General features: G+C 45.1%; 19 protein-coding genes. 6 read left to right on the forward strand and 13 right to left on the reverse strand.

What is annotated here, in order from left to right; all coding sequences use genetic code 11:
- Nucleotides 1-100 precede the first annotated feature (100 nt).
- The 3 genes from R7E00_RS11185 (at nt 101) to dhaR (ending at nt 3,937) form a co-directional block, all read left to right on the forward strand.
- Complete coding sequence (locus R7E00_RS11185; protein ID WP_262606260.1) at nt 101-1,249, forward strand: mannitol-1-phosphate 5-dehydrogenase; 1,149 nt, start codon at nt 101-103, stop codon at nt 1,247-1,249.
- A gap of 86 nt (nt 1,250-1,335) precedes the next feature.
- The gene (locus tag R7E00_RS11190; protein ID WP_258641472.1) at nt 1,336-1,866 is read left to right on the forward strand and encodes an MltR family transcriptional regulator; all 531 of its coding nucleotides are present in this window, start codon (nt 1,336-1,338) and stop codon (nt 1,864-1,866) included.
- A gap of 145 nt (nt 1,867-2,011) precedes the next feature.
- Entirely contained in the window at nt 2,012-3,937 is a 1,926-nt protein-coding gene (dhaR, locus tag R7E00_RS11195) for a dihydroxyacetone kinase operon transcriptional regulator DhaR (RefSeq protein WP_064353603.1), read from the forward strand.
- Nucleotides 3,938-4,017: 80 nt separating this feature from the next.
- Here the strand turns inward: dhaR and ptsP are convergent, their stop codons facing one another.
- The 3 genes from ptsP to dhaK are packed head-to-tail and all read right to left on the reverse strand — an operon-like array spanning nt 4,018 to nt 8,128.
- The gene (gene ptsP / locus R7E00_RS11200; protein ID WP_064353602.1) at nt 4,018-6,417 is read right to left on the reverse strand and encodes a phosphoenolpyruvate--protein phosphotransferase; all 2,400 of its coding nucleotides are present in this window, start codon (nt 6,415-6,417) and stop codon (nt 4,018-4,020) included.
- Between the two features lies 1 nt (nt 6,418).
- Nucleotides 6,419-7,054 (reverse strand): dihydroxyacetone kinase subunit DhaL, encoded by a 636-nt coding sequence (gene dhaL / locus R7E00_RS11205; protein ID WP_262606261.1) that lies wholly within the window; start codon nt 7,052-7,054, stop codon nt 6,419-6,421.
- A gap of 15 nt (nt 7,055-7,069) precedes the next feature.
- A complete protein-coding gene (gene dhaK, locus R7E00_RS11210; RefSeq protein WP_005379704.1) occupies nt 7,070-8,128 on the reverse strand; it encodes a dihydroxyacetone kinase subunit DhaK in 1,059 nt (352 codons plus the stop codon).
- Nucleotides 8,129-8,480: 352 nt separating this feature from the next.
- Between dhaK and R7E00_RS11215 the strand changes: the two genes are divergently transcribed.
- Nucleotides 8,481-9,563 carry a glycerol dehydrogenase gene (locus R7E00_RS11215; protein WP_262606262.1) on the forward strand — a complete coding sequence of 361 codons (1,083 nt, stop codon included), beginning with the start codon at nt 8,481-8,483 and terminating at the stop codon, nt 9,561-9,563.
- 82 nt (nt 9,564-9,645) lie between these two features.
- Here R7E00_RS11215 and glmS read toward each other — a convergent pair whose 3' ends face one another.
- The gene (gene glmS / locus R7E00_RS11220; RefSeq protein ID WP_005379702.1) at nt 9,646-11,478 is read right to left on the reverse strand and encodes a glutamine--fructose-6-phosphate transaminase (isomerizing); all 1,833 of its coding nucleotides are present in this window, start codon (nt 11,476-11,478) and stop codon (nt 9,646-9,648) included.
- A 110-nt stretch (nt 11,479-11,588) separates the two neighbouring features.
- On the reverse strand, nt 11,589-12,350 hold the full coding sequence (locus R7E00_RS11225; RefSeq protein WP_005379701.1) for a DeoR/GlpR family DNA-binding transcription regulator: 762 nt from the start codon (nt 12,348-12,350) through the stop codon (nt 11,589-11,591).
- Between the two features lie 433 nt (nt 12,351-12,783).
- On the opposite strand from R7E00_RS11225, the gene pykF reads away from it, so the two are divergent.
- A complete protein-coding gene (gene pykF, locus R7E00_RS11230; protein ID WP_213889106.1) occupies nt 12,784-14,196 on the forward strand; it encodes a pyruvate kinase PykF in 1,413 nt (470 codons plus the stop codon).
- A gap of 157 nt (nt 14,197-14,353) precedes the next feature.
- The gene (locus R7E00_RS11235; protein WP_262606263.1) at nt 14,354-15,040 is read left to right on the forward strand and encodes a GntR family transcriptional regulator; all 687 of its coding nucleotides are present in this window, start codon (nt 14,354-14,356) and stop codon (nt 15,038-15,040) included.
- 54 nt (nt 15,041-15,094) lie between these two features.
- On the opposite strand, the gene R7E00_RS11240 is transcribed toward R7E00_RS11235, so the two are convergent.
- The 8 genes from R7E00_RS11240 to R7E00_RS11275 form a co-directional block, all read right to left on the reverse strand.
- Entirely contained in the window at nt 15,095-16,975 is a 1,881-nt protein-coding gene (locus tag R7E00_RS11240) for a GGDEF domain-containing protein (protein WP_005379698.1), read from the reverse strand.
- Nucleotides 16,976-17,085: 110 nt separating this feature from the next.
- Nucleotides 17,086-17,580, reverse strand: a complete 495-nt coding sequence (ilvN, locus tag R7E00_RS11245) for an acetolactate synthase small subunit (protein ID WP_005379697.1) — start codon at nt 17,578-17,580, stop codon at nt 17,086-17,088.
- A 1-nt stretch (nt 17,581) separates the two neighbouring features.
- Nucleotides 17,582-19,306: an acetolactate synthase 3 large subunit gene (locus tag R7E00_RS11250; RefSeq protein WP_005379695.1), complete on the reverse strand. Its 1,725-nt coding sequence runs from the start codon at nt 19,304-19,306 to the stop codon at nt 17,582-17,584.
- A 449-nt stretch (nt 19,307-19,755) separates the two neighbouring features.
- Nucleotides 19,756-21,564 (reverse strand): AMP-dependent synthetase/ligase, encoded by a 1,809-nt coding sequence (locus tag R7E00_RS11255; RefSeq protein ID WP_005379694.1) that lies wholly within the window; start codon nt 21,562-21,564, stop codon nt 19,756-19,758.
- Nucleotides 21,565-21,857: 293 nt separating this feature from the next.
- Nucleotides 21,858-22,817 (reverse strand): LysR family transcriptional regulator CalR, encoded by a 960-nt coding sequence (gene calR / locus R7E00_RS11260; RefSeq protein WP_005379693.1) that lies wholly within the window; start codon nt 22,815-22,817, stop codon nt 21,858-21,860.
- Nucleotides 22,818-23,358: 541 nt separating this feature from the next.
- Nucleotides 23,359-24,405: an MJ1255/VC2487 family glycosyltransferase gene (locus R7E00_RS11265; protein ID WP_158173627.1), complete on the reverse strand. Its 1,047-nt coding sequence runs from the start codon at nt 24,403-24,405 to the stop codon at nt 23,359-23,361.
- 3 nt (nt 24,406-24,408) lie between these two features.
- The gene (locus tag R7E00_RS11270) at nt 24,409-24,957 is read right to left on the reverse strand and encodes a phosphatase PAP2 family protein (RefSeq protein WP_005379690.1); all 549 of its coding nucleotides are present in this window, start codon (nt 24,955-24,957) and stop codon (nt 24,409-24,411) included.
- Between the two features lie 152 nt (nt 24,958-25,109).
- Nucleotides 25,110-25,907 carry an SH3 domain-containing protein gene (locus R7E00_RS11275; protein WP_054574255.1) on the reverse strand — a complete coding sequence of 266 codons (798 nt, stop codon included), beginning with the start codon at nt 25,905-25,907 and terminating at the stop codon, nt 25,110-25,112.
- Nucleotides 25,908-26,209 lie beyond the last annotated feature (302 nt).

The raw sequence follows: 26,209 nt of genomic DNA on the forward strand, positions 1-26,209 counted from the left end.
ATTTGCTCCTGAGGCAAATGAGGTCAGCTGTCACCCCCTATGCGGTTGGCCTCCCCCTAGTTTCGTAAGTCAACATTTTAGACATTGGTAGGTAAGAATTATGAAAAACGCAGTTCATTTTGGCGCAGGTAACATTGGTCGTGGCTTCATCGGAAAACTCTTAGCAGATGCAGAAGTCGAGGTCACATTTGCAGACGTTGACGCTCCACTCGTCGACCAACTGAGTCACAAGCAAGAATACAAAGTAAAAGTGGTCGGTACTGAGTGCCAAATCGACACAGTAACTCACGTCACCGCGGTAAACTCAGCCAGTGAAGATGTCATCGACCGCATTGTAAAAACCGACTTGGTAACAACAGCGGTTGGCCCTAACGTACTGGACATCATTGCAAAAACCATCGCTACCGGCATTGCTAAACGCTTTGCAGCAGGTAACGATAAACCATTGAACATCATAGCGTGTGAAAACATGGTTCGCGGCACCACACACCTAAAAGGTGAAGTGTACAAACACTTGGATGAATCATTGCACGCGAAAGCAGACGAACTGGTTGGCTTTGTCGATTCAGCGGTAGACCGTATCGTCCCACCAGCAGAAGCAGCGAACGATGACCCACTAGAAGTGACGGTAGAGAGCTTTAGCGAATGGATTGTGGATGAGCAGCAATTCAAGGGCGAAATCCCTGACATCGCAGGCATGGAAAGAACCAATAACCTAATGGCGTTTGTAGAGCGTAAGCTCTTCACCCTCAATACAGGTCACTGCATTACCGCTTACCTAGGTTGCTTGAAAGGCCATCGTACCATTCGTGAAGCAATTGAAGACCCAAGCATTCACGCTGAAGTAAAACAGGCGATGCAAGAGAGTGGTGAAGTGCTGATCAAACGTTACGGCTTCGACCGTGACATGCACAACGCCTACATCGAGAAGATTTTAGGACGCTTTGCCAACCCTTATTTAGTTGATGAAGTTGATCGTGTTGGTCGCCAACCAATTCGTAAATTAGGTGCAAACGATAGATTAGTGAAGCCTTTACTCGGTACAATTGAGTATAGCACTGAAAATCAAACACTTTTGAAAGGCATTGCCGCTGCGTTGAAGTACACTAACGACACTGACCCACAAGCCGTAGAGCTACAAAACTCATTAAAAGAAGTGGGTGTGAAGAAGACGCTAGCGACATACACAGGTCTTGCAGAAGACAGTGCTGAAGTGGCTCAAATCGAGACACTTTACAACCAACTTTGATTTACCTAGGGGAGCTCGGCTCCCCTTCTATGTCCTTCTCTGCTTGAAGAGTTGGGATAGCTAATAATTAGAAATGTATTCAGTATATGGCAGATAACATCAACGAAACCGAGATCATTGAGCGATTAAACAGCGCACCATCGGTACGAGGCTTTTTCATTGCAGCAGTCGACGTTTTTAACGATTCGATCGACGGGTTGGTGCAAAGAATCTTTCGTAAAGATAACTTCGCTGTTCAATCAGTTGTCGGTCCGCTGCTACAAGACTCTGGACCGCTGGGCGATCTGTCTGTTCGTTTGAAGTTATTGTTTGGCTTGGGAGTGCTCCCCGATGACATTTACCACGACATCGAAGACATCATCAAACTCAAAAACCAACTCAATAGTGACGCTTCAGATTACGAATTCACTGACCCGAATATCCTAGAACCGATCAAAAAACTGCATCTGGTGAAGAAAATGGGCATGGTGCAATTGGAAGTCAACGAACCCGATGACGACATCGACCTTGAGTTTTATCAGCTACAACTGCAACGTCAACAACAAATCATTAAGTCAGGGCTCTCACTTGCCATTGTCGAGATTTGCAATGAGCTCGGCAAAGACAGCCCTTTTTAATCGAAAAACTGGCACGGAAGCCTCCTCAACTCGCCCCCCTTTTTGCACATTCTTCTATACAACGTGCGTGAAAGCCATCACAGTCCATATTCCGATGTCTCTGTAACATCAGACCAATCTATCGCTAGTATTGAAACGGTATCGCATGCTTTCAATCGAAGACACTAAAACTAAGTGGGAGTTTTTCCAGAAACACCACTGGGTATCTCCAGAATTTTCCCGCACTCCCGTCCTCGAGTCGTGGGAGCGTTGCATAAAGCAATGCAGCCCTTACACCTGGTCAAAACCACATATTGCTTCTGGATTTACCTTCTCATCTCTAATGAAGCGCAACGAATATCTCATCGAATGCGCCACGACCGTGCTTGAAGATACGTACGATATGCTTGGTGACGAAGACCTGGTATTGATGGTGACTGACGGCAACGGCTGCGTTCTATCTGTTGTGGGACATAACTCAATGCAACAAGAGATGCAGGCGCTCGGTATTAAACAAGGCTGTTTTCTCTCCGAAGGAAAGATAGGCACAAATGCAGTCAATCTCTGTATCAACACTCATATCCCGTGTGAAGTTTTTGCTGCCGAACATTTCAATCGCCACTTGCACTCTTACGCCTCTGTAGCGGCGCCTGTTTTTGACCAATTTGGCAAATTACGCGGTACAACATGCCTTTTCAGAAAAGCGGAAAGCTATAAGAAAGAAGACTTAGTCATCATCGCGTCGAGCGCGAAAGAAGTCAGCTTGCAAATCCACATTCAGTCGGAACAAGAAAACATGAACCGCCTCACTTGTGCGCATAACGCAACGTTAGAGTGCATGGATGACGGCCTTCTGGCCTGGGATGAAGAGAGCCGTATAACCATGGTAAATCACCAGTCCGAGCGCTTGTTAAACATTAAAGCCAGTCAGGTCTTGGATAAAGAAGTCTTTTCTGTTTTGCGCTTCCCACCGAATGTCCTTACTAGTATTGAGTCAGGTGCGAGCATAAACCGTAAACTCACAACGGTAGAGGTTCGTGGCGAGTTTGTTGAAGCGATCATCACCTTGCGTCCACTCAACGACGGCACACACTTATTGTTCTTGCACCCTATCGATAAAATTCGCGAACTTGCTCAACAACAAATAGGTGGCAGTGCGCGCTATACGTTCAGCACTTTGCCTGTCATTTCACGAAAAATGAAGCATGTCATTACCGTTGCAAAACGGGCCATAAAGTCCAAATCACCGATTCTAATTACGGGTGAAGAAGGTGTAGGAAAAGCCACTCTCGCCATGGCGATCCATAACGAAAGCACTTACAAAGAAGGGCCGTTCATTACGCTCAACTGCCGCTCCATCAATACAGAGCAACTGGTCAAAGAAACTCTGGGGTATGACGAAGGGCAAGGCATGCCTTCAAAGTTTGAGCTCGCCCATGGCGGTACGCTCTTTTTAGAAAAGGTGGAATATCTGTCGCCCGATTTACAAGCCGTGCTACTTAAGTTGTTAAAAACTGGGCTCGTCAGCCGCAGCGACAGTTTGCGATTGATCCCCGTAGATTTTCAACTTATTACCAGCACCGCTTCAGAGATCAGCGAGTATGTCACTCAGCGCTCATTTGGTCGGCAACTTTATTATGAAATCTCCTCGAACGAGCTGCATATTCCGCCACTACGAAAGCGTAAAGAAGACATTGAATTTCTCGTCCAGCAACTTATCAGCCATTATGAACGCCGCCACAATGTGACGATCTCGATAGAGCCAGTCGCACTGGAAGCGTTGATGAATTTTCGTTGGTCAGGCAACAACTCTGAATTAAGAAATCGAACTGAGCGAATTTTGCTTAACCGCAGTTCCAACTTAATCAAGCTGAACGATATTCCTGAAGACATTAAACTGAATTCTCGCCATACCGCAGAAAATACGCCAGTAATCACGTTAGAAGAAGCCGAGAGAAGAGCGATTGTTCAGGCTTGGAATCAGTGTGATGGCAAAATGCATGATATGGCGAAAGCATTGCAAATTGGCCGCACGACCTTATGGAGAAAAATTAATAAGTTTGGGCTGCAGGAGCAAATGAAGCTGTATTAAGTCGTGAATTGGCGTTCCTATAACAAAAGTAAAACCGGCGTAAGCACGCCGGTACAGGTGTACTAACGATAAGGTATCGATTAAACATCGACAGACAACTGACGAATCTGCGCTTTTAGTCCCGGTAGCATGCTCGAACTGGCGCTGAATTTTCGCAACCCCACGCGAAGCAATGTTTCTGTGGCATTTGGATCGCCAGCCATCTCACCACACATACTAACCGGTATGCCCGCGCAATCGCCTGCTGCACACGTGAGCTCAATGGCTTTTAGTACCGATGGTTCAAAGTAGTTCACCAATTCAGCAACAGCGGCGTTACCTCGATCGGCGGCCATAACATATTGAGTCAAATCATTGGTGCCGATAGAGAAAAAGTCGACTTCTTGGGCTAACGCATCAGCATTTAACACCGCGGCTGGTACCTCAATCATAATACCAACGGGCAAATGAGTCGCATCCAAGCCGAGTTGGTTTGCTTGATGCGCCAACAGCACTTTTACTTTTCTCACTTCTTCAACCTGAGCCACCATCGGTATCATCAATTGAATATTCGGTTGCTCGTGAAAGGCTCTCAGAATGGCTCGAAGTTGAGCGGTAAACAATGACTCATGTTGAAGGCACAACCGCACCCCTCTCAAACCTAAAAATGGATTATCTTCTGCTGGCATAGGATAAGCGGCTAAAGGCTTATCACCGCCAACATCTAGACTACGAATCGTAAGTGGCTTATCACCAAGTGCGGCAGCAATATCACGATACACTTGGTATTGCGCTTCCTCAGTCGGCAACTCATCACTGTTTTGAAATAGAAACTCAGTCCGGAATAGACCAACGCCCTCAGCTCCTGATGTTAGTGCATCATCAATATCTTTCGGTCCACCAATATTGGCGAATACTGGAATATGGACACCATCACAGGTGACTGCGGCTTGCTGAGCACTCGCTAGCGCACTTTGTCGGGTGCTTTGCCACTCAATTTGTTGCGCTTCTAATTCCTGCTGTACGGCATCTGAAGGAGAGAACCATAAATGCCCTCGAAAGCCATCAATAGTCACCACTTGACCAGCACGCACAGCATCAAGGCAGCCCTGAGCTTTAACGATGGCAGGAATCCCCATCGCACGAGCAAGAATCGCACTGTGAGAGGTTTTCCCTCCCTCACTCAAACAGATACCAAGCACTTTCGATTTATCAAGCCCGGCCACATCAGAAGGCATCAGGTCGCGGGCCAACAAAATACTCGGTTCCTGAATGTCGATGGCATTAGGCGTTACGCCTGTCATTTCGACCATAACTTGGCGTGCGATATCATGCACATCTGCTTCGCGTTCCCGCATGTACTGACTTTCTGCCTGGCGAAACTCTTCGGCCAACGTTTGCAGTGATTCTACCCAAGCTTGCTCGGCTATCATGCCCGTTTGAATTCGCGACTCGACCGATGCCCATAATTCTGGGTCACTGAGCATCATGCTATGAGCGGAAAATATTTCCCCTTTCGGCTGCTTCGCTTGCTCCTGCAAATGTTGAACAACCACGCCTATCGCACGCTTAACCCGTTCAATTTCATCTTGTTCACTTTGGAAATCACGTTCAGGCACTGCTGGCATTTCATGAGTAAAAAGGACAGCAGGAGCAGTAGCGATACCGTCATTGACTCGAATACCAACAACAGCACCTTCAATCTGATTTGAGGCCATGCCATCGAGCAGAGTATCCGAGCTTTCTTCAGGTTCGACAATGCCTTGCTCAACCGCCTCTTTTTCTCCGAAGTGCTCACTAGCTAAGGCTTCAAATGCCTTGATTGCTTCACTGGATTGAGAGCCGAGTGCGCACAGCGTGATCGTCTCTTGACTACGAACGCCAAGTTTCGCAATGCTGTTCAAGCTTTTCGCGTTCACACGGCGCTCGCCTTTTTTCAACCATAATTGACAGTCGAAAGGCGCGAGTGCACCAACAATGGCCGCAGCGGGACGAGCATGTAATCCATGCGGATTTTGCACTACCCAATCAAATGTCCGTTCTTGCTCAAAGTTCTCTGATACTGGCGCTATCTCAGCGGATGTTAGTGGCTGATCACCAAGATGCTCTTGTTTTACGCTTAACGCATTCTGTGCCTCTTCGACTACCGTCGATAAAGGTAGTCCGGCAGCAGCAGCCACCGACGCCGCCATGGTTCCTTCAACAATAGGTGCCGAGATAAGGGTGACATTTTCCCTCACATGATCATCAATCAGGTCCAGAGCCATTTCCGTGCTAAGCAACGCGCTGCCAAGATCCATCAACACAACAACCCCTTGTTGATCTTGTACCTGCTCAATCGCTTCCATCACGGCAATGGCATCGGTTCCGATCGGGTTCTCTGGATCATCAATCCCAGCAGCAATCGCAAGCTTGGCTTTGCCTTGCGTCATTTGGGTGGCAAGTTCTGCCACCCCTTCTGCAAGTCGACGACTATGAGATACAACTACAATTCCCACCATCTTAATTACCTGCTATTACCTGCTGGAGTGCTTTAATCATTAACAAAGAAGAGGTTGCACCGGGATCTTGGTGACCAATACTACGTTCCCCCAGATAGCTTGCTCGCCCTTTTTTCGCCAACATTTCAATCGTGGCAACCGCGCTCGTTTCTGCTAGCTCAACCATTTCATTCAGTAAGTGATCGGCGCTCATACCATTTTCTAACGACGCCTTCACGCTAACTAAAACGGGTAACCAAACATCACACATGGTTTTATCACCCAGCTCTGCTTTACCACGAGACACCACGCCATCCACACCGCTTTTTAGTGCATCGACCAACTCTTCAAACGTTAGTTGCTCTCGGGTTCCGACAGCGGCAGCCGTGCGAATAAACAGCGTGCCATACAGCGGGCCACTTGCCCCACCAACACTAGAAAGTAAGGTCATGCCCGTATTCTTGAGAATGCTGCCGATATTTTGGTCCGCAAATTGCGGCAGTTTTTCAGTAACTTTTTTAAAGCCACGGTTCATATTGAGACCATGGTCTGCGTCACCAATATCACGATCAAGGTCGGTCAGAAAATCTTGATTCTCTTGATACGTTTTTGCACATAACTCTAGCCAGTGAACGATATGTTGTTTTTCAATTTGCATGTTTGCTCCCCCCTCTTACCACTTGATCGCGGCCGTATCGACAGGAGCATCGAACAGCTCCAACATCTCTTTATCTGCCTTCAGCAACGTAATCGAAACGCCTTCCATATCGAGTGACGTACAGAAGTTACCAACCATATTACGCACGATACGGAACCCTGCTTGCTCGCAGTTATGAGCCAGACGGCGGTACACTCCGTAAAGCTCTGAAGTTGGCGTACCACCCATACCATTCACCATCACGATGTAGTCGTGTTCAGCGGCGAAAGGCTCAATGCTGGATTCCACTTCATCCCATTCACCTTCGTCACGATTCCAAATACGCAATGTGCGCTGATAAGGTGTGTTTTCAGCAACTTCAGCAAACATTTCATCCACTAACGTATCGACATCGGTGTATTTCACTCGCTTGATACCTGGTTCACCATGGATACCAACACCAAACTCCACTTCATCATCTTCCAGAACAAAAGATGGTTTACCTGCTGCGGGTACAACACAAGCATTAAGCGCCACGCCAAATGAACGACAGTGATTATTAACGCGACGAGCCAGTGCTTCACATTGCTCCAACGAATAACCTTTGCTCGCGGCAGCCCCAACTAACTTTTCAACCAATACCGTTCCAGCTACGCCACGGCGACCAGCGGTATACAGGCTGTCTTTGACTGCAACATCGTCATCCACCAACACCGACCCAACTTTGATGCCATCGGTATGAAGCAGCTCCACAGCCGTTTCAAAGTTCAACACGTCTCCGGTGTAGTTTTTAATGATAAATAGCACGCCTTCACCAGTATTCACTTGGTTGCCACATTCGTACATTTGATCTGGCGTTGGTGAAGTAAATACCTCTCCAGGGCAGGCGCCTGTCAGCATGCCTTTACCAATAAAACCAGCGTGCAAAGGTTCGTGACCACAGCCACCACCAGAAACCAGTGCCACTTGCCCCGGCGTTTCCTCGTGCCACATGTAACGAGGTTCGTAGTTAGCTTTTAGCTCAGGGCGGGACAATGCTAGGCCTTCCATTTGCTGCAATACAACATCATCGACTTGGTTAATTAACTTTTTCATCGTTCTATCTCGTTCCATTTATATTTTTATGTAGGGTATGAATTCATCTTAAACAGAGAAAAAACGTGCTCAACAAAAATCAATCTGTTTCATATTGAAACAACGACTTCGGTATTTTCGTTTCAATATGAAACGAAAAACGACAGATTCGCTTGAATAGTGATCGGCGCCATAAAGCATGCTGATGCTTATTACTTCTGAGAGTCAGTTTGACACAGAGGTCATAAAAGCATGGAACAAAAGCAGAGATATCCTTCACCACTTACCACACCAAACCTAATATAAACCTTATCCCTACAATGGATATTCATTGCAGTCCAAAACACACATAAAAAGGTTAAAGGTTTGAATTATGGACAAAATTATTATCAGCCCAAGCAAATACGTCCAAGGTGAACAAGTACTTACATCTATCGCTCACTATGTGAAAACATTAGGTGAACGTCCGTTAGTAATTGCCGATGAGTTCGTGACTAACCTGGTTGGTGATGACGTCAAACAAAGCTTTGCTGACGAAAAGCTTCCACTCACTATGAACATTTTTGGTGGCGAATGTTCGCGCGTTGAGATTGAACGCATCACGGACATTTGTGCCACTCAAAAACACGATGTCATTGTCGGTATTGGTGGTGGTAAAACGTTAGATACAGCAAAGGCTGTTGCGTTTTACACCAAAATTCCTGTCGTGGTGGTTCCTACGATTGCCTCGACTGATGCGCCAACCTCAGCGCTTGCGGTGATATACACCCCTGAAGGTGAATTTGAAGAATATTTGATGATCCCTAAAAACCCAGACATGGTCATCATGGATACGTCAGTCATCGCCAAAGCCCCTGTTCGCTTACTTGTATCGGGGATGGGCGACGCGCTTTCCACCTACTTTGAAGCTCGTGCCAACATGACTTCTGGTAAGGCAACAATGGCTGGTGGGTTAGCGACGCGTTCAGCACAAGCGCTTGCGAAACTTTGCTATGAAACCTTGCTTGAAGATGGTGTAAAAGCAAAAGCTGCGGTAGAAAATGGTGTGAGCACCAAAGCGGTAGAAAACATTATTGAAGCCAATACATACCTGAGCGGTATCGGTTTTGAAAGCAGTGGTCTAGCGGGTGCTCACGCTATTCATAACGGCCTAACTAAGCTTGAAGAGTGTCATCATCTCTATCATGGTGAGAAAGTCGCGTTCGGCACACTAGTTCAGCTGGTATTAGAAAACGCAGCGATGGAAGAGATTAATACGGTTCTTGCATTCTGCCGCTCTGTAGGTCTACCAACCAACTTATTTGATATGGGCGTTAAAGAGCTTAACCACGCTAAGTTGCGCGAGGTCGCCGAAGCCTCAACGGCCGAGGGAGAAACCATCCACAATATGCCATTCCCAGTGACGGCAGAAAATGTCTACTCTGCAATTCTAACCGCTCACCAGTTGGGTCAATAACTCACCCCCTTAAAGTGGGCTTAAATAAAAAAGCGGCACATACTCTCGCATGTGCCGCTTGGATTTTTGCTGTTAAGCGCAATTACTCAACCGTTACCGCTTTCGCCAGGTTACGTGGTTGGTCTACGTCCGTACCTTTGATCAGTGCTACGTAGTAAGACAGCAATTGCATTGGGATGGTGTAGTAGATCGCCGCCGTGATTTCACTAACGTGAGGCATCGTGATGATCTTCATTGTTTCATCGCCTTCGAAGCCTGCGTCTGCATCTGCGAATACATACAGAAGACCGCCACGCGCACGTACTTCCTCAACGTTTGATTTTAGCTTTTCAAGTAGGTCGTTGCTTGGTGCAACCACAACAACAGGCATGTCAGCATCAATCAGCGCAAGAGGACCGTGTTTCAGTTCACCCGCCGCGTACGCTTCTGCGTGGATGTACGAGATCTCTTTCAGTTTTAGAGACGCTTCCATCGCGATTGGGTAGAACTCGCCACGGCCTAGGAACAATGTGTGGTGCTTGTCTGCAAAATCCGTTGCTAGTGCTTCAATTTCTTTCTCGAAAGAAAGTGCCGCGTTGATTTGCTTAGGAAGTGCGTGTAGCGCTTCAACAATCTCTTTTTCTTTCTCTTTGCTGATGCGACCTTGCTCTTTACCCAGTGCTGTTACCAGCATAAGTAGTGCAGAAAGCTGAGTCGTGAACGCTTTGGTTGAAGCCACACCGATTTCAACACCAGCGCGAGTCATGAACGCAAAATCTGATTCACGAACCAGAGAAGAGCCTGCTACGTTACAAATGGTCATCGCCGCCATGTAACCTTTCTCTTTTGCTAGGCGAAGTGCTGCTAACGTATCTGCAGTTTCACCAGACTGAGACAACGTAATAAGAAGGCTGTTTGGACGAGTCACAAACTTGCGGTAACGGAATTCAGACGCAATTTCTACATCACAGCTAACGCCTGCAATGTCTTCAAACCAGTAACGTGCCGTCATACCTGCGTTGTAAGACGTACCACACGCCACGATTTGTACGTGTTCTACTTTGCTTAGAATGTCTGCCGCGTGCACACCGATCGCGTCTGTCACAACAGAATCTGACGTGATACGACCTTCCATTGTGTTGATCAACGCTTTAGGTTGCTCATAGATTTCTTTTTGCATGAAGTGACGGTATTGGCCTTTATCACCTGCATCATGCTCTGCATTAGATTCAACAATTTCACGCTCAACTGGCTCACCCGTTGCATCAAACACAGTGACTTCACGGCGAGTAATTTCTGCTACGTCCCCTTCTTCTAGGTACATGAAACGGCGCGTAACGTTAAGTAATGCAAGTTGGTCAGACGCTAGGAAGTTTTCACCTACACCAAAACCGATCACGATCGGGCTGCCTGAACGTGCTACTACGATGCGAGATGGGTCTTTGCGATCCAACGCTACCGTGCCGTATGCGCCTTCAAGTTGTTTTGCTGTTTTTTGTACCGCTTCTAATAGCGTTTCTGAAGTACGAAGTTCCCACTCAACCATGTGTGCGATAACTTCTGTGTCCGTTTGCGATTCAAACACGTAGCCACGAGATTGAAGCAGCTCACGCAGCTCTTCATGGTTTTCGATGATGCCGTTATGGACCACTGCGATATCACCAGACATGTGTGGGTGAGCATTGATTTCAGAAGGTTCACCGTGCGTCGCCCAACGAGTGTGCGCAATACCAGTTCCGCCGATCACTTTTGCTTCTTCTACTGCATCAGCCAATTCTTGTACTTTACCCAAGCGACGAACGCGCGTTAGGTTTGATTCGCCATCAACAACCGCAACGCCAGCAGAGTCGTAACCGCGGTACTCTAAGCGGCGTAGACCTTCAACCAAAATTTCTGCAACATCTCGTTGTGCTACTGCACCTACGATTCCACACATGTGTTTATCTCCGTTTGTAGTTTTGTCCTTCCCTAGCCATGATTTCAAATAGAGGCAGCAAGCAAAGGCCTTTATCCAGAGGGAAGTGAAATATGAAACTGATTACATTATTAGGCGCAAATGACTTTCACGCCATGTTGTTCAATCTGTACTTTATGCTCTGCTTGGATATCTGCATCGGTCACCAACACATCAACTTGATGCCAAGCGAGCTCTAAGTTTGGGATCTTACGGCCGATTTTTTCGGACTCGATCATTACGATCACTTCACGTGACGCTTCTGCCATTACCTTACTTAAGCCAACCAATTCATTAAATGTCGTGGTTCCACGCTCGAGATCGATGCCATCCGCACCGATGAATAGTTGGTCAAAGTCGTAAGCTCGTAATACAGATTCGGCTACTTTGCCTTGAAAGGACTCTGAGTGCGTATCCCAAGTACCGCCAGTCATCAGCAGTGTCGGTTCGCTCTCTAATTCATTAAGAGCGTTAGCAACATGCAACGAGTTGGTCATGACCACTAAGCCACGTTTATCATTCAACTGTTGAATCAGCGCGGCAGTCGTGCTGCCACTGTCGATCACGATGCGATTATGATCGCGAATCAATGATGCTGCTGCTTTTGCTAAGCTTAACTTTCGAGTCGAAACATTAGCGCCCAATTCTTCGTGAATGACTTCCTTTGGGATAGCAATCGCACCGCCATAGCGGCGTAGAAGTTGGCCGTTTTTCTCTAAAGAAGCTAAATCCTTTCTAATCGTGACCTCTGAGGTTTCGAATTTCTGAGCAAGTTCATCAACGCTGACTTCTCCTAGTTCAGAAACCAAGTTAGAAATGGCGTGTCTTCTTAATTGAGTATTTCGTTTCGACATTTAAGTTTTGATTTTAAGTTTCGATGTGAAACTTATTATAGTCAAACCGAAACTTTTAAGTCCATTTATTTCGATCCAAAAAATTAATATTTCTCGATAAAACCTTGTCCTAAGACAATTCTTAAACAGTGATATTGGATTCATTCAGTGGTAGAATTCGCCACCGAAAAGAAAAAAAATTACAGAATTGAAGGCTATTTTTTTGCAACTTTCTGCATATAAAGTGGGATTAGTCACAAAAAGGTAACCAAAATCGCCGATCTTTTAGTCATAAAATGACTAAACTTGGTGAAAGACTTTCAGAATCTGAAGTTCTAATAATGAGACGAAAAATCGGTGGGTGACAGGTACTAAATGTCATCAAAAACGTCCTGACTTCAGAGTAAATAACCGACTTTCAAATTGTAACTATACTTACCGGAGAGTATCTTCCATGAAAAAGACCAAAATCGTATGTACGATTGGCCCTAAAACAGAATCTGTAGAGAAGCTAACTGAACTAGTTAACGCAGGCATGAACGTAATGCGCCTTAACTTCTCTCACGGTGACTACGAAGAACACGGCACTCGTATCGCGAACTTCCGTAAAGTAATGGAAGCTACTGGCAAACCACTAGCAATTCTTCTAGATACTAAAGGTCCAGAAATCCGCACTATCAAGCTAGAAGGCGGTAACGATGTTGATCTAGTAGCAGGTCAAGAATTCACTTTCACAACTGACACTTCAGTTGTAGGTAACAAAGATAAAGTTGCAGTAACTTACGCTGGTTTCGCAGCAGACCTAAACGTAGGTAACACTATCCTAGTAGACGACGGTCTAATCGAGATGGAAGTTATCTCTAAGACTGAAACTGAAGTTAAATGTAAAGTTCTTAACAACGGTGCACTAGGCGAAAACAAAGGTGTTAACCTTCCTGGCGTTTCTGTAAACCTACCTGCACTATCTGAAAAAGATAAGAACGACCTTAAATTTGGTTGTGAGCAAGGCGTTGACTTCGTAGCAGCTTCTTTCATCCGTAAAGCGTCTGACGTTCAAGAAATCCGTGAAGTACTTGCTGCAAACGGCGGCGAGAACATCCACATCATCTCTAAGATCGAAAACCAAGAAGGTGTTGATAACTTCGACGAGATCCTAGAGCTTTCTGACGGCATCATGGTTGCTCGTGGTGACCTAGGTGTTGAAATCCCAGCTGAAGAAGTAATCTTCGCTCAGAAAATGATGATCGAGAAGTGTAACCGTGCACGTAAGATGGTTATCACTGCAACTCAAATGCTTGATTCTATGATCAACAACCCACGCCCTACTCGTGCGGAAGCAGGCGACGTTGCTAACGCGGTAATGGACGGTACTGACGCAGTAATGCTTTCTGGTGAAACTGCTAAAGGTAAGTACCCAGTTGAAGCGGTAACTATCATGGCTCAAATCGCGAACCGCACTGATTCAGCTCTAAAAGCTGAGCTAGGTTCTCGTCTAGACAGCCCACGTCTACGCATCACTGAAGCAGTATGTAAAGGCGCAGTAGACACAGCTGAGAAACTAGCTGCTCCACTTATCGTTGTTGCAACTGAAGGTGGTAAGTCTGCACGTTCAGTACGTAAGTACTTCCCAACTGCAAACATCCTAGCACTAACTACTAACACTAAGACTGCTGCACAGCTAGTTCTAACTAAAGGTGTTACTCCAGTAGTTGTTGACTCTATCGCGAACACAGACGCGTTCTACGTAGCAGGTAAAGAACTTGCTCTAGAATCTGGTCTAGGTAACAAAGGCGACATCGTTGTTATGGTTTCTGGTGCTCTAGTAGCTTCAGGTACTACGAACACAGCTTCTGTACACGTGCTATAAGACTGAACTTTTAACACTTCAGTTTCTTGAGAAGGAGGGCTTATGCCCTCCTTTTTTATATGGCTTTCTTGCTCTCATAATAGGCTAATTGTATTATTTACCTCTATCAGAATTTCGTACTGTTTAATTTTATCGTCACGATTAAAGTTTCTATGAGGTGTATGTGTCTAGTCCCACTCTTACCGACAAAGTATTAAGAATGATCCGTCAGGATATTCTCGATGGCGAGCTTAAACCAGGTCAAAAACTCGTGGTTGCCGAACTCAAAGAGAAGTACAACGTAGGAGCGTCACCCATTCGAGAAGCATTGGTGCAATTATCTTGGAGCAAATACGTCAAACTCGAGCCGCAAAAAGGCTGCTGGGTTGCGCCTGTATGTAAAGATGAGTTACATGACTTGTACGAAAGCCTGCAAATGGTCTCCGCATGCTTACTCAGTAAGGCAATTATGATTGGCGATGAAAAATGGGAACTGGATGTACGAACTGCTTATCACAAGTTATCCCGAGTAAAACCTGGCGAAAGCTTTTGTTGGAGGGAATGGGAAGAGCGCCAAAATCAGTTTCTTACTGCGCTTTTTGAAGGTGCTGGCTCTGTCAATATGTTTGGGTTTTTCCGCGATCTACTCACGCAAATTAAACGCTACCAATACTTCGCGATGCAGATTTTAGGCACAGGGAACCCTGGGCACTGTAATCTCGATGAGCAAGAAATACTGATGAAGGCATCGCTAGACAAAAAGAGTCAGGATGCTTTAGGTTATCTAGAGCGTTATTTGAGACAGTCAATACAGTGTATCGAAGCCGCCATCGACAACCAATGTCGCATACTGGCTAGCGAATAACGCTGAGACTAAAAAGCGGGGGTCTATCCCCGTTTTTTCGTTTTTGTAAAAGCACTAAGCAATATCATCATAACTATGACACAGCGATACGCAGTTGCGCCCTGCACTTTTTGACTCATACAAAGCAATATCAGCACATTTATACGTTCTTGTACGATCAGAGGTTAAATCACTATACCCAGCACTGACAGTAATGCCTCTATCACTACGCATTTGAACCGCGACACGTAGCCTGTTCAATACAATTTCAGCCTCTTCTAGTGTTGTATGCGGCATGATCACTGCAAATTCCTCACCACCGACACGAGATACAAAGTCTGTGCTGCGGACTTCTTCTAGGAGGGTTTCTGCGACACTACAAATCACCTTGTCTCCTTCGTCGTGGCCTAGCTCGTCATTAATACGCTTAAAATGGTCAATATCAAACAACGCCAAACAAGCAGGAGGGCTATCAGGATAGCGTTCAATAATCCCCGCATATTGCGCCAATTGCTCTTCAAATTTTCGGCGGTTCCACAACCCCGTCAAGCCATCTTTTTCGCTTAGGTTTCGTAATTTTTCTTCTAACTCTTTTTGCCCAGAGATATCCACCAGCGACGTAATGTAATAACTCACTTTACCTGATTTGGTTAAATTCGCCTGAATACGCATTATTGCAGTAAAGACTTGATTAAACTTAGTTCGACAACGAATCTCCCCTTCCCATACGTGTTCACTCTTCAGTGTTTTCCAGATACTCAGGTTTGCTTCGAGATCTTCAGGTAAGAGAATTAAATGATGTGCACTCCAACCTTGGGCATGCTTGGTTGAGTAACCCATCATGTTTTCAAACTCTTGATTAACCATGATGATTCTATGTGAAGCATCCGAGATCATCACCGCAGTCATACCATCAAGAGCAGCTCGAGCCAACTTCGATTCCATACTATGACGCCGATAATGCAGAGCAAGGGCTGCCGTCGGCAAAGTGAAGCCGAGCACCAAACTTAGAACAAAAAACGCTTCTTGGATTAAGTCATCAATATCCCTCTGAGCTCGGGATAATAACTGCTCATTGGTAAGATCAATAACCAGATGAAGAGGTTCGCTAGAAACAAACTGGATGGTGCGATACGCGACCAAATTCGAACCATTGTAAGCATAGCCCGAATCTTTTGAATTTAAACTACGCCAAATGTTTGGGTACATCCGGCCAAAATTAAATTGAGAGCGAGCGGGAATTATATGGCCATACAAACGAGCTGATTTAGGGCTATCAATGTAAAATCCGTCACTCTTAATCAGCTCAATATGGAAATCAAGCACTGACGAATAGTTGAGTCGAGAGGATAAATAGTCAATATCAACATTAAGCACAAGATACCCTTCGCGCTTTCCGTTAAGCGAAATAGGCATCAAAATACGCAGTGACGGGCTATAGGGATAGACTAACTCGCCATACTCTCGTTCTAAACCTATCCCCCACGAAGCGATTTCGCCATCGTCTAAGTTCTTAGCGAATTGAAAGTAGTCTCGCTCTGACTTATTTTGCAATTTGATCGCGGGCAACGCAGCGCCTGTTTCAATCTCATAATTAATCCTCACTTTTTCTCGACCAGAAACATCAAGAAAGCGAATTTGCTTATACAACTTTTGATTGATTGCGACCGAGATCCACATGTCTTCTAAGATGGAACGGTTCACCCGGTTAGGTTGGCGCAGATATTCATACAGACTTTGGCTGTGACCAAGTAGGTCACTGATCGTTTCGATTTGATCCTGAATATTGCTGTATTCACGGCCAGTATAGGCCAATTGATGTAACGCTTCTTGAGCGGTGTTCTCAACATTGTTTTCTAACAACGTCAGATATTTCTGATAGTAGTAAGCGGCAGTGAGTGCACTAAAAAATAGTGCTGTCGCCAATAAGGTGCCGACTCGCTTAGGTACTTTCACACGTCTAATGCCTATCATGCTTACTAAAACGACAATTATATCATTAATTGTTATTTTCTAAACAAAAAAGCCACTTAGATTAAGTGGCTTTTCTATATGCAATCAGAGAGTTAAGGTTTGAGAGCTCGCTCTCCTCGCGCAATGCCAACGACACCACTACGAGCAACTTCGACAACTTCGGTCACTTCGGATATCGCTTGAATGAAGGCATCTAGCTTTTCACTCGTACCCGCAAGTTGTACGGTGTATTGGGAAGCCGTGACATCCACGATCTGGCCACGAAAGATGTCTGCCGTCCGCTTCACTTCTGCTCGCGCAAAACCACTGGCTTTCACTTTCACCATCATCAGTTCACGCTCAATGTGCTCATACTCGGTGACTTCTTGCACTTTCAGCACATCGATCAATTTGTGTAACTGCTTCTGAATTTGTTCCAACTGCATCTCATCAGATGTCGTGGTAATGTTCATTCGCGACAGGGTTTCATCATCAGTCGGTGATACCGTCAAAGATTCAATGTTGTAACCACGTTGAGAGAACAAACCAACAACACGAGACAACGCACCCGGTTGGTTTTCCAATAGCAATGAAATAATGTGTCTCATATTAAGTTCTCTCCGTTTTGCTTAGCCACATTTTATCCATACCCTCACCTTTGATTTGCATCGGGTATACGTGTTCGGTTTCGTCTACGTTGATGTCCACAAACACCAGACGATCTTTCATATCCAACGCTTTTTGTAGCCCTTCTTCGAGCTGATCAGGCGTTTCGATACGAATACCGACGTGACCATAAGCTTCTGCAATCGCTGCAAAGTCAGGAACAGAACTCATGTAAGAATTAGAGTGACGGCCTTGATAAATAATGTCTTGCCACTGTTTTACCATGCCTAAGAATCGGTTGTTCAGGTTGATGATCTTCACTGGAATGTCGTATTGCATGGCTGTCGACAATTCTTGAATATTCATCTGAATACTGCCGTCACCAGTCACAACCACGACCTCTTCTTGTGGCATGGCAAACTTCACGCCCATGCCAGCCGGAAGACCAAATCCCATGGTGCCAAGACCACCAGAGTTTATCCAACGGCGCGGCTTATTGAATGGGTAGTACAGCGCCGCAAACATCTGATGCTGGCCCACATCAGACGCCACATATGCGTCGCCATTAGTTAGCTTGTGCAGCGTTTCAATTACTTGCTGTGGCTTGATTCGTTCTGGAGACGTTTCATAAGACAAGCAGTTGCGGTCACGCCATACTTGAATGTCATCCCACCATGCAGTGATAGCATCTTGATCATTTCCACTACCTTGCTCTGCAAGCAGCCCGAGCATGGTTGTCAGCACTTTTTCCGCAGAACCTACGATCGGCAAATCCACTTTCACGTTTTTCGAGATCGATGACGGATCGATATCAATATGCATCACTTTTGCGTTTGGGCAGTACTTTTCAAGGTTGTTGGTTGTACGGTCATCAAAACGCACACCGATACCAAAAATAAGATCCGCTTCATGCATTGCCATATTAGCTTCGTAAGTGCCGTGCATACCCAACATGCCCAGTGAGTTTTTATGTGTACCCGGGAATGCCCCCAAGCCCATCAAAGTACTCACTACTGGTAGGTTCAGTTTGTCGGAAAGCTCTAAAATATGTTCATGGGCGCCAGAAATCACCGCACCACCACCGATATAAAGCACTGGTTTTTTCGCTTCTAATAGCGATTTAAGCGCTTTTTTAATCTGGCCTTTATGGCCCGAAGTTGTCGGCTTGTAAGAGCGCATAGAAAGCGTTTCTGGATATTGATAAGGCAGTTTGATTTGCGGGTTCATTACATCTTTTGGCAAATCAATCACAACTGGACCAGGTCGACCTGTAGTCGCGATATAAAACGCTTTTTTGATTGTTTCAGGAATATCTTCCGCTTTTTTTACTAAAAAGCTGTGTTTGACCACTGGGCGGGAGACACCGACGATGTCACACTCTTGGAAAGCATCATTACCAATTAGGCTATTTGGTACGTTACCCGAGATAACGATCATTGGGATAGAGTCCATATACGCTGTTGCAATACCCGTAATGGTATTGGTCGCGCCCGGCCCCGAGCACACAAGTACGACACCCGGTTTACCGGTAGCTCGAGCGTAACCATCTGCCATATGAGTGGCGGCTTGCTCATGCCTTACAAGTACGTGTTTGATTTGATCGGTTTTGGCATGCAGTGCATCGTAGATATCCAAAACAGAGCCACCTGGGTAGCCAAAGATCTGCTCTACGTGCTCTTCTATCAGAGATTGAACCACCATCTCTGCGCCTGACAACATTGCTGTCATAATTGCTCTCCTTAGCCAGTTTCCTCACCGTAAGGTCAACGGATTGGTCTGGTTTTACATAGTCTAGGTCTTATTCGTAGCCTAATCGAAATACTTCCACGTTTTCGGCTATGTCTTGCGTTCGTCATAACATCCCGCAAGGTTACCCAACAAATGTAACGTTTTATTATCAAAGGGTCTAATGAGAGATTGGTCTACTTTTTAAACAAGATACTAGTAATTAGAATGTTAGTAGGAATAGCAGCCACACATCTCCTATTTCACAGTACAAACTAAAAAGTCAACGCTCAAAAAAAGAACATTATTTCATAAGCTTTTAGCTATTGGGTGCGAAATAGCGTTATTTGACGAGCAAAGCAGAAAAAATCAATACAAACAAAAATCCCCAGCAATGCGCGATCACATCACTGGGGATTTTTTCATCAATATAAAATCTAAGTCAGCTTAAGTTACTTTTTATCCGACTTTTCCTTATACATTTCTTCAATTTCATCTTGGTATTTGTCATTGATGACTTTACGACGAAGTTTTTGAGTTGGCGTTAACTCACCATCATCCATAGAGAAAGCTCTTGGTAACAGTTTAAACTTCTTCACTTGTTCAAACTTTGCCAACTCTTTTTGAAGATCGTTCACACGCTTCTCAAGCATTTCGACCACCTGGTGGTGCTTAATCAACTCAACGCGATCGTGATATTTGATATTCAGCTCTTTCGCGTACTCTTCTAGCGAATCATAACAAGGCACGATAAGCGCAGAAACAAACTTACGAGTATCCGCAATGACTGCGATTTGCTCGATAAAGTGGTCTTTACCAATCGCACCTTCAATCATTTGTGGAGCGATGTATTTACCACCTGAAGTTTTCATCAACTCTTTGATACGGTCGGTGATGAACAAGTTGCCATTTTCATCAATGTAACCAGCGTCGCCCGTTTTTAGGAAACCGTGCTCATCAAAGGTCTTTTCCGTCTCTTCTGGCATTTTGTAATAGCCACGCATCACCATTGGACCACGAACCAGAATCTCGTTGTTTTCGCCGATCTTAACCTGTGCGCCAGGCATCGACATACCAATAGAGTCGGGGTTAAAACATTTATCATCCCAACACGATACTGTCGCCGTGGTTTCAGTCATGCCGTAGCCCAACTTAACGTTGATACCAATCGCATGGAAGAATCGACCGATGGTTTCATCCAGCTTTGCACCGCCACAAGGCATAAAGTTGATTTGCCCGCCAAGTAGCGCACGCAGTTTGCTCAGAACCAACTTATCCGCCAAAGCGTATGACTTACGCAGCAAGAGCGATGGCTGACGTTTTTCTTGATGACAAGCGGCCATTTTTGCGCCCATGTTGACTGCCCAAGTAAACATGATCTTACGGTGAATCGGCGCGCGAGACACTTTCTCGTGAATCGCAGAGAAGATCTTCTCATAGAAACGCGGTACGGCACACATCACGGTAGGTCGCACCTGGCTCAGTGCATCACGTACTTGCATGGTGTCTTGCAAATAGCAGTTGGTCGCCCCTTTGTACAATACATAAAAGGTCCAAGCGCGCTCAAATACGTGTGACAACGGAAGGAAACATAATGACACGTCACTTTGAGAAAGGCTCAAGCGCTGATCGTGCCCTTCCAATTGCGCCGCAATGTTTGCGTAGTCCAACATAACGCCTTTTGGCTGGCCTGTTGTACCCGAGGTGTAGATCAGCGTGAGTAGATCATCTTCTTTTGCCTGATCTAAACGCGCGTCCAATTCAACTTGATATGTAGCGTCGCCTTTGGCAACAAATGCTTGCCAAGAGATAACGAAATCATGATCGCCAAGTTCTATATCATCAGACATCGCAACAATGAGCTCTAACTGTTCGCACTGGTCGAAAATGCTCACTGCTGCATCAAATTGAGGCTGTTCACCAACAAACAGAACTTTGACGTCTGCATTGTTAATGATGTACGCCGACTGGGCGGCAGTATTGGTTGGGTAAATAGGTACTGTCACGCTGCGTAATTGCAGTGCTGCGATATCAGCGATCGTCCATTGCGGCATGTTGTTCGAGAAAATGCCGATCTTATCTTGGACTCCTAATCCCTGAGCCAAAAGTGCAAGTGATAAAGCATCAACTTGCTGACCAAATTGCGTCCACGTAATACCTTGCCACTCCTCACCCACTTTATGCTTGAGTGCAACGCGTGTACCACCGTTCGCAATTTGTTCACGAATACGTTTAACGATATGAAAATCTAACTTGGCCATTCTTTTACTTACCTTTTGGCTTACAGGCGTAAGCTAATTGAGCGAACAAGTGTACTCACGGCTTGCTAAAACGCAACTGACCAGTATCAAACTTATCACTAATAAGAGACAACTATCACTTATACGTCGCGAACGTACCTCAAATTGCTGAATGATTACTCTATTTAACTTACTGTTTCGATTGTTGATTACGAAAACAAAAAGCCCCGAGAGACAAAAATCGCTCGGGGACCAATGAATTGTAAAAATTGATGATTACCAATATGGTCTAATCGAGAAAACCAAACGTCATCTTATTTTGCGGCAACGACTTCACCACAAGTGATCATCAGTTGATCGCGTAGCCAAATGTGGCCTTTATCTTTTTCACTTGATTCATGCCAGCTTAAGAATCCGCTGATTTCTTTGTTCGCAAATGGGAAATCAAGAATTTGCAGTTGATCGCTGTTTACCGCATTTTCCGCCATCCAACGTGGTGCAATAGTCACAAGCTCAGATTGACCCACCACGTATAGTAGGTTGCTTAAACTAGAACCTTCATACGCCGCTTGGCAATCCAGTTCACGGTACGCTTGCTCTGAGAAACTACGTTGGCCATGCACTTTCGATAACTTCGCATGCTTTTCGTTAAGCAGTTGCTCAGCCGTCACACCACCTTGAATGCGTGGGTGGGTTTTTGATGCGATAACCACTAATTCATCTTTGAAGATTTCAGTACTTGAGAAACCTTGCTCATCAAAACGAGCGTAGTCGATCACGAAATCAATTTCTTGGTAGCGCATACGCTCAGACAACAAACGGTCAAATTCTGCATCTAGATGAAGCTGAACGTTTGGTGCTTGTTGATTCACTTTTGCCATGATCTTCGGAGCAAAACGCATGTCACAAGGGCTGCAAATCGCAAGCTTGAATAAGCGAGTCGAAGATTCTGGTTGGAATACAGAGCTAGGAAGTTCATTGCGAATCAGCTGTAGTGCTTGGCGAATAGGGCCAAACAGTTGACGAGCTCGTTGCGTAGGCTGAATACCACGGCCTTGGCGCATGAATAGCTCGTCGTTAAACATCACTTTTAAGCGTGCCACGGCGTTACTTACCGCCGGTTGAGACATGCCTAGGTTATGTGCTGCACGAGTAATATTTTGCTCTTGCATTACAGCATCAAATACAGTCAGTAGGTTTAAATCTACACCACGCAAAGTGCTTTCCATACGGTAGCTAGCAATTGCGCTCATCGCGTCTTTCTTCTCTAACATTGAGTGCGCCTCTTTTGTAATCGTCAACTTTGTTCATTAAATTCATAACGAATAGAATCCCATCTCGCACAAAAGACGGCGGCTGGATTCGAATCATTTTACGAATAGATAACCTAACTTTTTATTATATTTATCGTCCGGATACTTCCGGCTCGAACTGTACTATCAACTAATCGATTGCGGTTTCGCAACTAGATTGATATTTAATCAGTAAATTTTAGCCAATTAGGTATTTATTTGTTAAATAACAAAAGCTTGATAAAAACATAAAAAACTATAAAACACGTAAAAATGCATTCTTTGAGGACGTATTTAGCAAATTGATAGGACAGGCGTTCAACACAAGCATACATTTAGCTCAGTTATTAGTTGAAATAAGAACAACAGATGACAGCTATATCTCTGATTGAATTTTGCACTTATCAGTCAAATTATCAGCAAATACACACTGAATAGAAATGAGAGAGGAAGAATAAAAATGCAGCCTTCCAAACAGAAAGGCTGCAACAAAATCGTGTCAAAAATGGAAGGAACAACGTACTTAAATGTTCGACACGTAACTTGGAAAATCAACCTGCTCCCACAGTTGTCTGGATAACTCTGCTTTTGAATCCCATGCACCTTGCAGTACCCAATGAACAATAGCCTGAGCAACATCTGGGTATTTCACACTTTCGGCTTGTTGCTCCTTTAGCCACTGGCGTACTACGGAAATGTCTAAGCTCTCCATCGACATCGCAAGCCCTAAGTCTTCTAAGGTCGCAACATTGCTCTGCTGCTCGAATTGACCCGCGAGTGGCTTTAGTAACAATTTTTTCCCCAAAGACAAGGCTTCTGAAGGAAGCTCAAACCCACCATTAGCAATGACACCACTACAGCGATGCAAATGATGTTGGAAGTTGCTGTGGCATAAAGGGCGCAGTTCTATGTTTTCTACCTGCTCACATTCGATCACATCCGGGTGATAACAGATAAACGCTTGTTGATTAAAGTGGAACAATAAGTCCGAGATATCTTCAATCGATTCGAACGGTAGATACACCAACACGAAGTCGTCGTTTTCTGCTTGGCTATCGACGGTATGCACTATCGGCGGTAACAAAGGTTGATCAAAATGATGCCAATGCAAACCAAGGTGGTGTTGAGAAGGCGCAAAGTATTCAATGACGGATTTATCTAACCAACTTGCTCCCTTTAGTGGCACCGGATAACGAAAAGCATTTTGGTGGCTGATACCAATAGAAGGTTTATTTTGTTGTCTCGCTGCCCACGCTGTCACAGGTTCGAAATCATTAATGATAAGATCGTAGGACGACAGATCGAGTTGCTTAACTTCTTTGAAAAACTGCACCAAATTGTTATTCAATGCTGTTTTCGCGTAGTTTACAGAGCCTTTTTCGGTAATAAAGGTGAAGCCTCGGCGAGTCTGGTAATCGCCAAATGCTTCCATTGAAAAATATTTTTCCGGCGCTCGCCCAGAAAACAAAAAGTCGACCTCAACATCGTGCTCTTTAAACGCATGACTCATCGCCCTTGCGCGTGCAATATGTCCGTTTCCTGTCCCTTGAACACCGTACAAGATTTTCATCAATTAGCCTCCCAACATCGCAATCGCTAATCCACCACAAAGACTGCCAAGCAGTGCACCAATGATGACATCGGTAAAAAAGTGCACACCCAATAAGATTCGCGCGGTTCCGATTAAACTTGCCCAAAAGAATGCAGCAACGCCTAGGCTCGGATAGAAATGGTCAATCAGCGTCGCCATGACAAACGCAGCGGCAGTGTGTCCTGAAGGAAGACTATAGCGATCAGAGGGGGTAATAAAAGCAGGAAGGAGTGCACTAAGCTCTTCAGGACGACGACGCTTAAAACTATTTTTCAGCGTCCAATAAATTGGTAGCTCGATAGCAAAAGCAAGTAAACCCGCCAGTAAAAACCAGACTCCTTGCTCCTTATCTAAATACCAAGCTAATAAACCCAACACCAAGTAAAGGTGCCCGTCACCACTGTGGGAGACTCCTTTGCTGATATTGGCGACTTGTTGATTAAAACGGTGCTTAAGACAAACACTAGAGAGCGCTAAATCAAACTTAGCAATGGTTGCAATTGGCTGTGTAATTGTCTCTATGGTTCGCATGTGACCTTTCCTTACTTTGACAACGCCTTTGTGTGAAAAGTAGGAGGTTTAGGTGACAACAGCATGACGGGAGTTTGGACAATTAATGACAAAGGCCAAATTAAGGTGTGCCCAACAATTTATCTATTGGGCATAACCATAAAAATAGAACATTAAGAAGGGTTTGATGGTTGCGGTTGAGGGGTGTCTATATACCAGACTTTTCTCTTCTTGCGGCAGGCGCGCAAAGAGCCCGTCGTCATGTCGCCATCTTTTGTAAGCTCATAGCTCAGTGAGCGGCAAGTATAGTTTCCCGACAGTTCATGCTCTATACTCGTTTGCTCCGTTTTACTCGAGTTAGGCTCTAGTAGAGGGTTAGGCTGAGTAGATAAAATGTCACGATTTATCACATTGCTGCGCGCATAATCCTTATGGACATAACCTTTTATCACTCCTTTCTGTTCAACGAGAAACCAAGGTTGATCAACCACTTTTGCTAGCACATTAAAGACTTCCCCTTTCGATAATACGCCAAGCTTTGCCCCTTCAAGACTCGGTTTGGAGCGTAGGTTTAATGTGGTCTTAGAGCGGTAAGAAACATCCATAAACTCTACTGGGTTTGAAGTATCGACACCTTCAGTGGTTGGTCGGAAAACTTCCGCTTGCTGTTTCTCACTAGGTTGAACGCGGATCTTCCACCAAGAATACGTTTCCGGATCTTTACCTTTGAACTTATTTCGGCTGTCAGACTCAAGGGCAACAAGCATCTGATTCAAGAACGATTCGCGTCCCTCATAACTCAAAAATCGATCCATTTGATCATTGATAACCATGACGCTCTGCGAGTGATCATTCATAACAACGGGGGAAGCCACTTCCACATAGGTCTGCGATTGAAACAGCTGACAACCCGACAAGCTGACCAGAGTAAATACTATGGCTGAACGTCCAAATTGTTTTGTTAACCTCATTCTTTCCCTAACCCTTATTTCTTTTACCTAGTGCAACTGCACTACTATAAATGGTCATTCAAAACTTTTGCCAAACAATTCGGACCTTTGTGTGACAAGTCGCAATCCCGATGCTTGTTTTGGTAATGAAACGTCGCAAACTTGATGAGAACTTACTTCTTCTAGCACGTTTCTATCGCATCATGTCGTTTCACTTAGTGCATCATTTTTTTCAAGCAAACGAAAAGACTCATCCGATATGAATAAAAAATCGACTTTAGGGTTGACGCGCTTCATGGAGTGCGGTACTAATTTGTTAACTT

Source organism: Vibrio sp. Vb1755 (assembly GCF_033338635.1).
Lineage (GTDB): Bacteria > Pseudomonadota > Gammaproteobacteria > Enterobacterales > Vibrionaceae > Vibrio > Vibrio alginolyticus.

Excerpts from the sequence above, each read along its gene's own strand:
- ptsP (WP_064353602.1), bottom strand. The coding sequence starts at position 6,417 with ATGGTGGGAATTGTAGTTGTATCTCATAGTCGTCGACTTGCAGAAGGG.
- glmS (WP_005379702.1), bottom strand. The coding sequence starts at position 11,478 with ATGTGTGGAATCGTAGGTGCAGTAGCACAACGAGATGTTGCAGAAATT.
- dhaR (WP_064353603.1), top strand. The coding sequence starts at position 2,012 with ATGCTTTCAATCGAAGACACTAAAACTAAGTGGGAGTTTTTCCAGAAA.
- R7E00_RS11275 (WP_054574255.1), bottom strand. The coding sequence starts at position 25,907 with ATGAGGTTAACAAAACAATTTGGACGTTCAGCCATAGTATTTACTCTG.
- R7E00_RS11255 (WP_005379694.1), bottom strand. The coding sequence starts at position 21,564 with ATGGCCAAGTTAGATTTTCATATCGTTAAACGTATTCGTGAACAAATT.
- dhaL (WP_262606261.1), bottom strand. The coding sequence starts at position 7,054 with ATGCAAATTGAAAAACAACATATCGTTCACTGGCTAGAGTTATGTGCA.
- dhaK (WP_005379704.1), bottom strand. The coding sequence starts at position 8,128 with ATGAAAAAGTTAATTAACCAAGTCGATGATGTTGTATTGCAGCAAATG.
- R7E00_RS11215 (WP_262606262.1), top strand. The coding sequence starts at position 8,481 with ATGGACAAAATTATTATCAGCCCAAGCAAATACGTCCAAGGTGAACAA.
- pykF (WP_213889106.1), top strand. The coding sequence starts at position 12,784 with ATGAAAAAGACCAAAATCGTATGTACGATTGGCCCTAAAACAGAATCT.
- R7E00_RS11185 (WP_262606260.1), top strand. The coding sequence starts at position 101 with ATGAAAAACGCAGTTCATTTTGGCGCAGGTAACATTGGTCGTGGCTTC.
- R7E00_RS11225 (WP_005379701.1), bottom strand. The coding sequence starts at position 12,350 with ATGTCGAAACGAAATACTCAATTAAGAAGACACGCCATTTCTAACTTG.
- R7E00_RS11250 (WP_005379695.1), bottom strand. The coding sequence starts at position 19,306 with ATGACAGCAATGTTGTCAGGCGCAGAGATGGTGGTTCAATCTCTGATA.
- ilvN (WP_005379697.1), bottom strand. The coding sequence starts at position 17,580 with ATGAGACACATTATTTCATTGCTATTGGAAAACCAACCGGGTGCGTTG.
- R7E00_RS11270 (WP_005379690.1), bottom strand. The coding sequence starts at position 24,957 with ATGCGAACCATAGAGACAATTACACAGCCAATTGCAACCATTGCTAAG.
- R7E00_RS11190 (WP_258641472.1), top strand. The coding sequence starts at position 1,336 with ATGGCAGATAACATCAACGAAACCGAGATCATTGAGCGATTAAACAGC.
- calR (WP_005379693.1), bottom strand. The coding sequence starts at position 22,817 with ATGTTAGAGAAGAAAGACGCGATGAGCGCAATTGCTAGCTACCGTATG.
- R7E00_RS11265 (WP_158173627.1), bottom strand. The coding sequence starts at position 24,405 with ATGAAAATCTTGTACGGTGTTCAAGGGACAGGAAACGGACATATTGCA.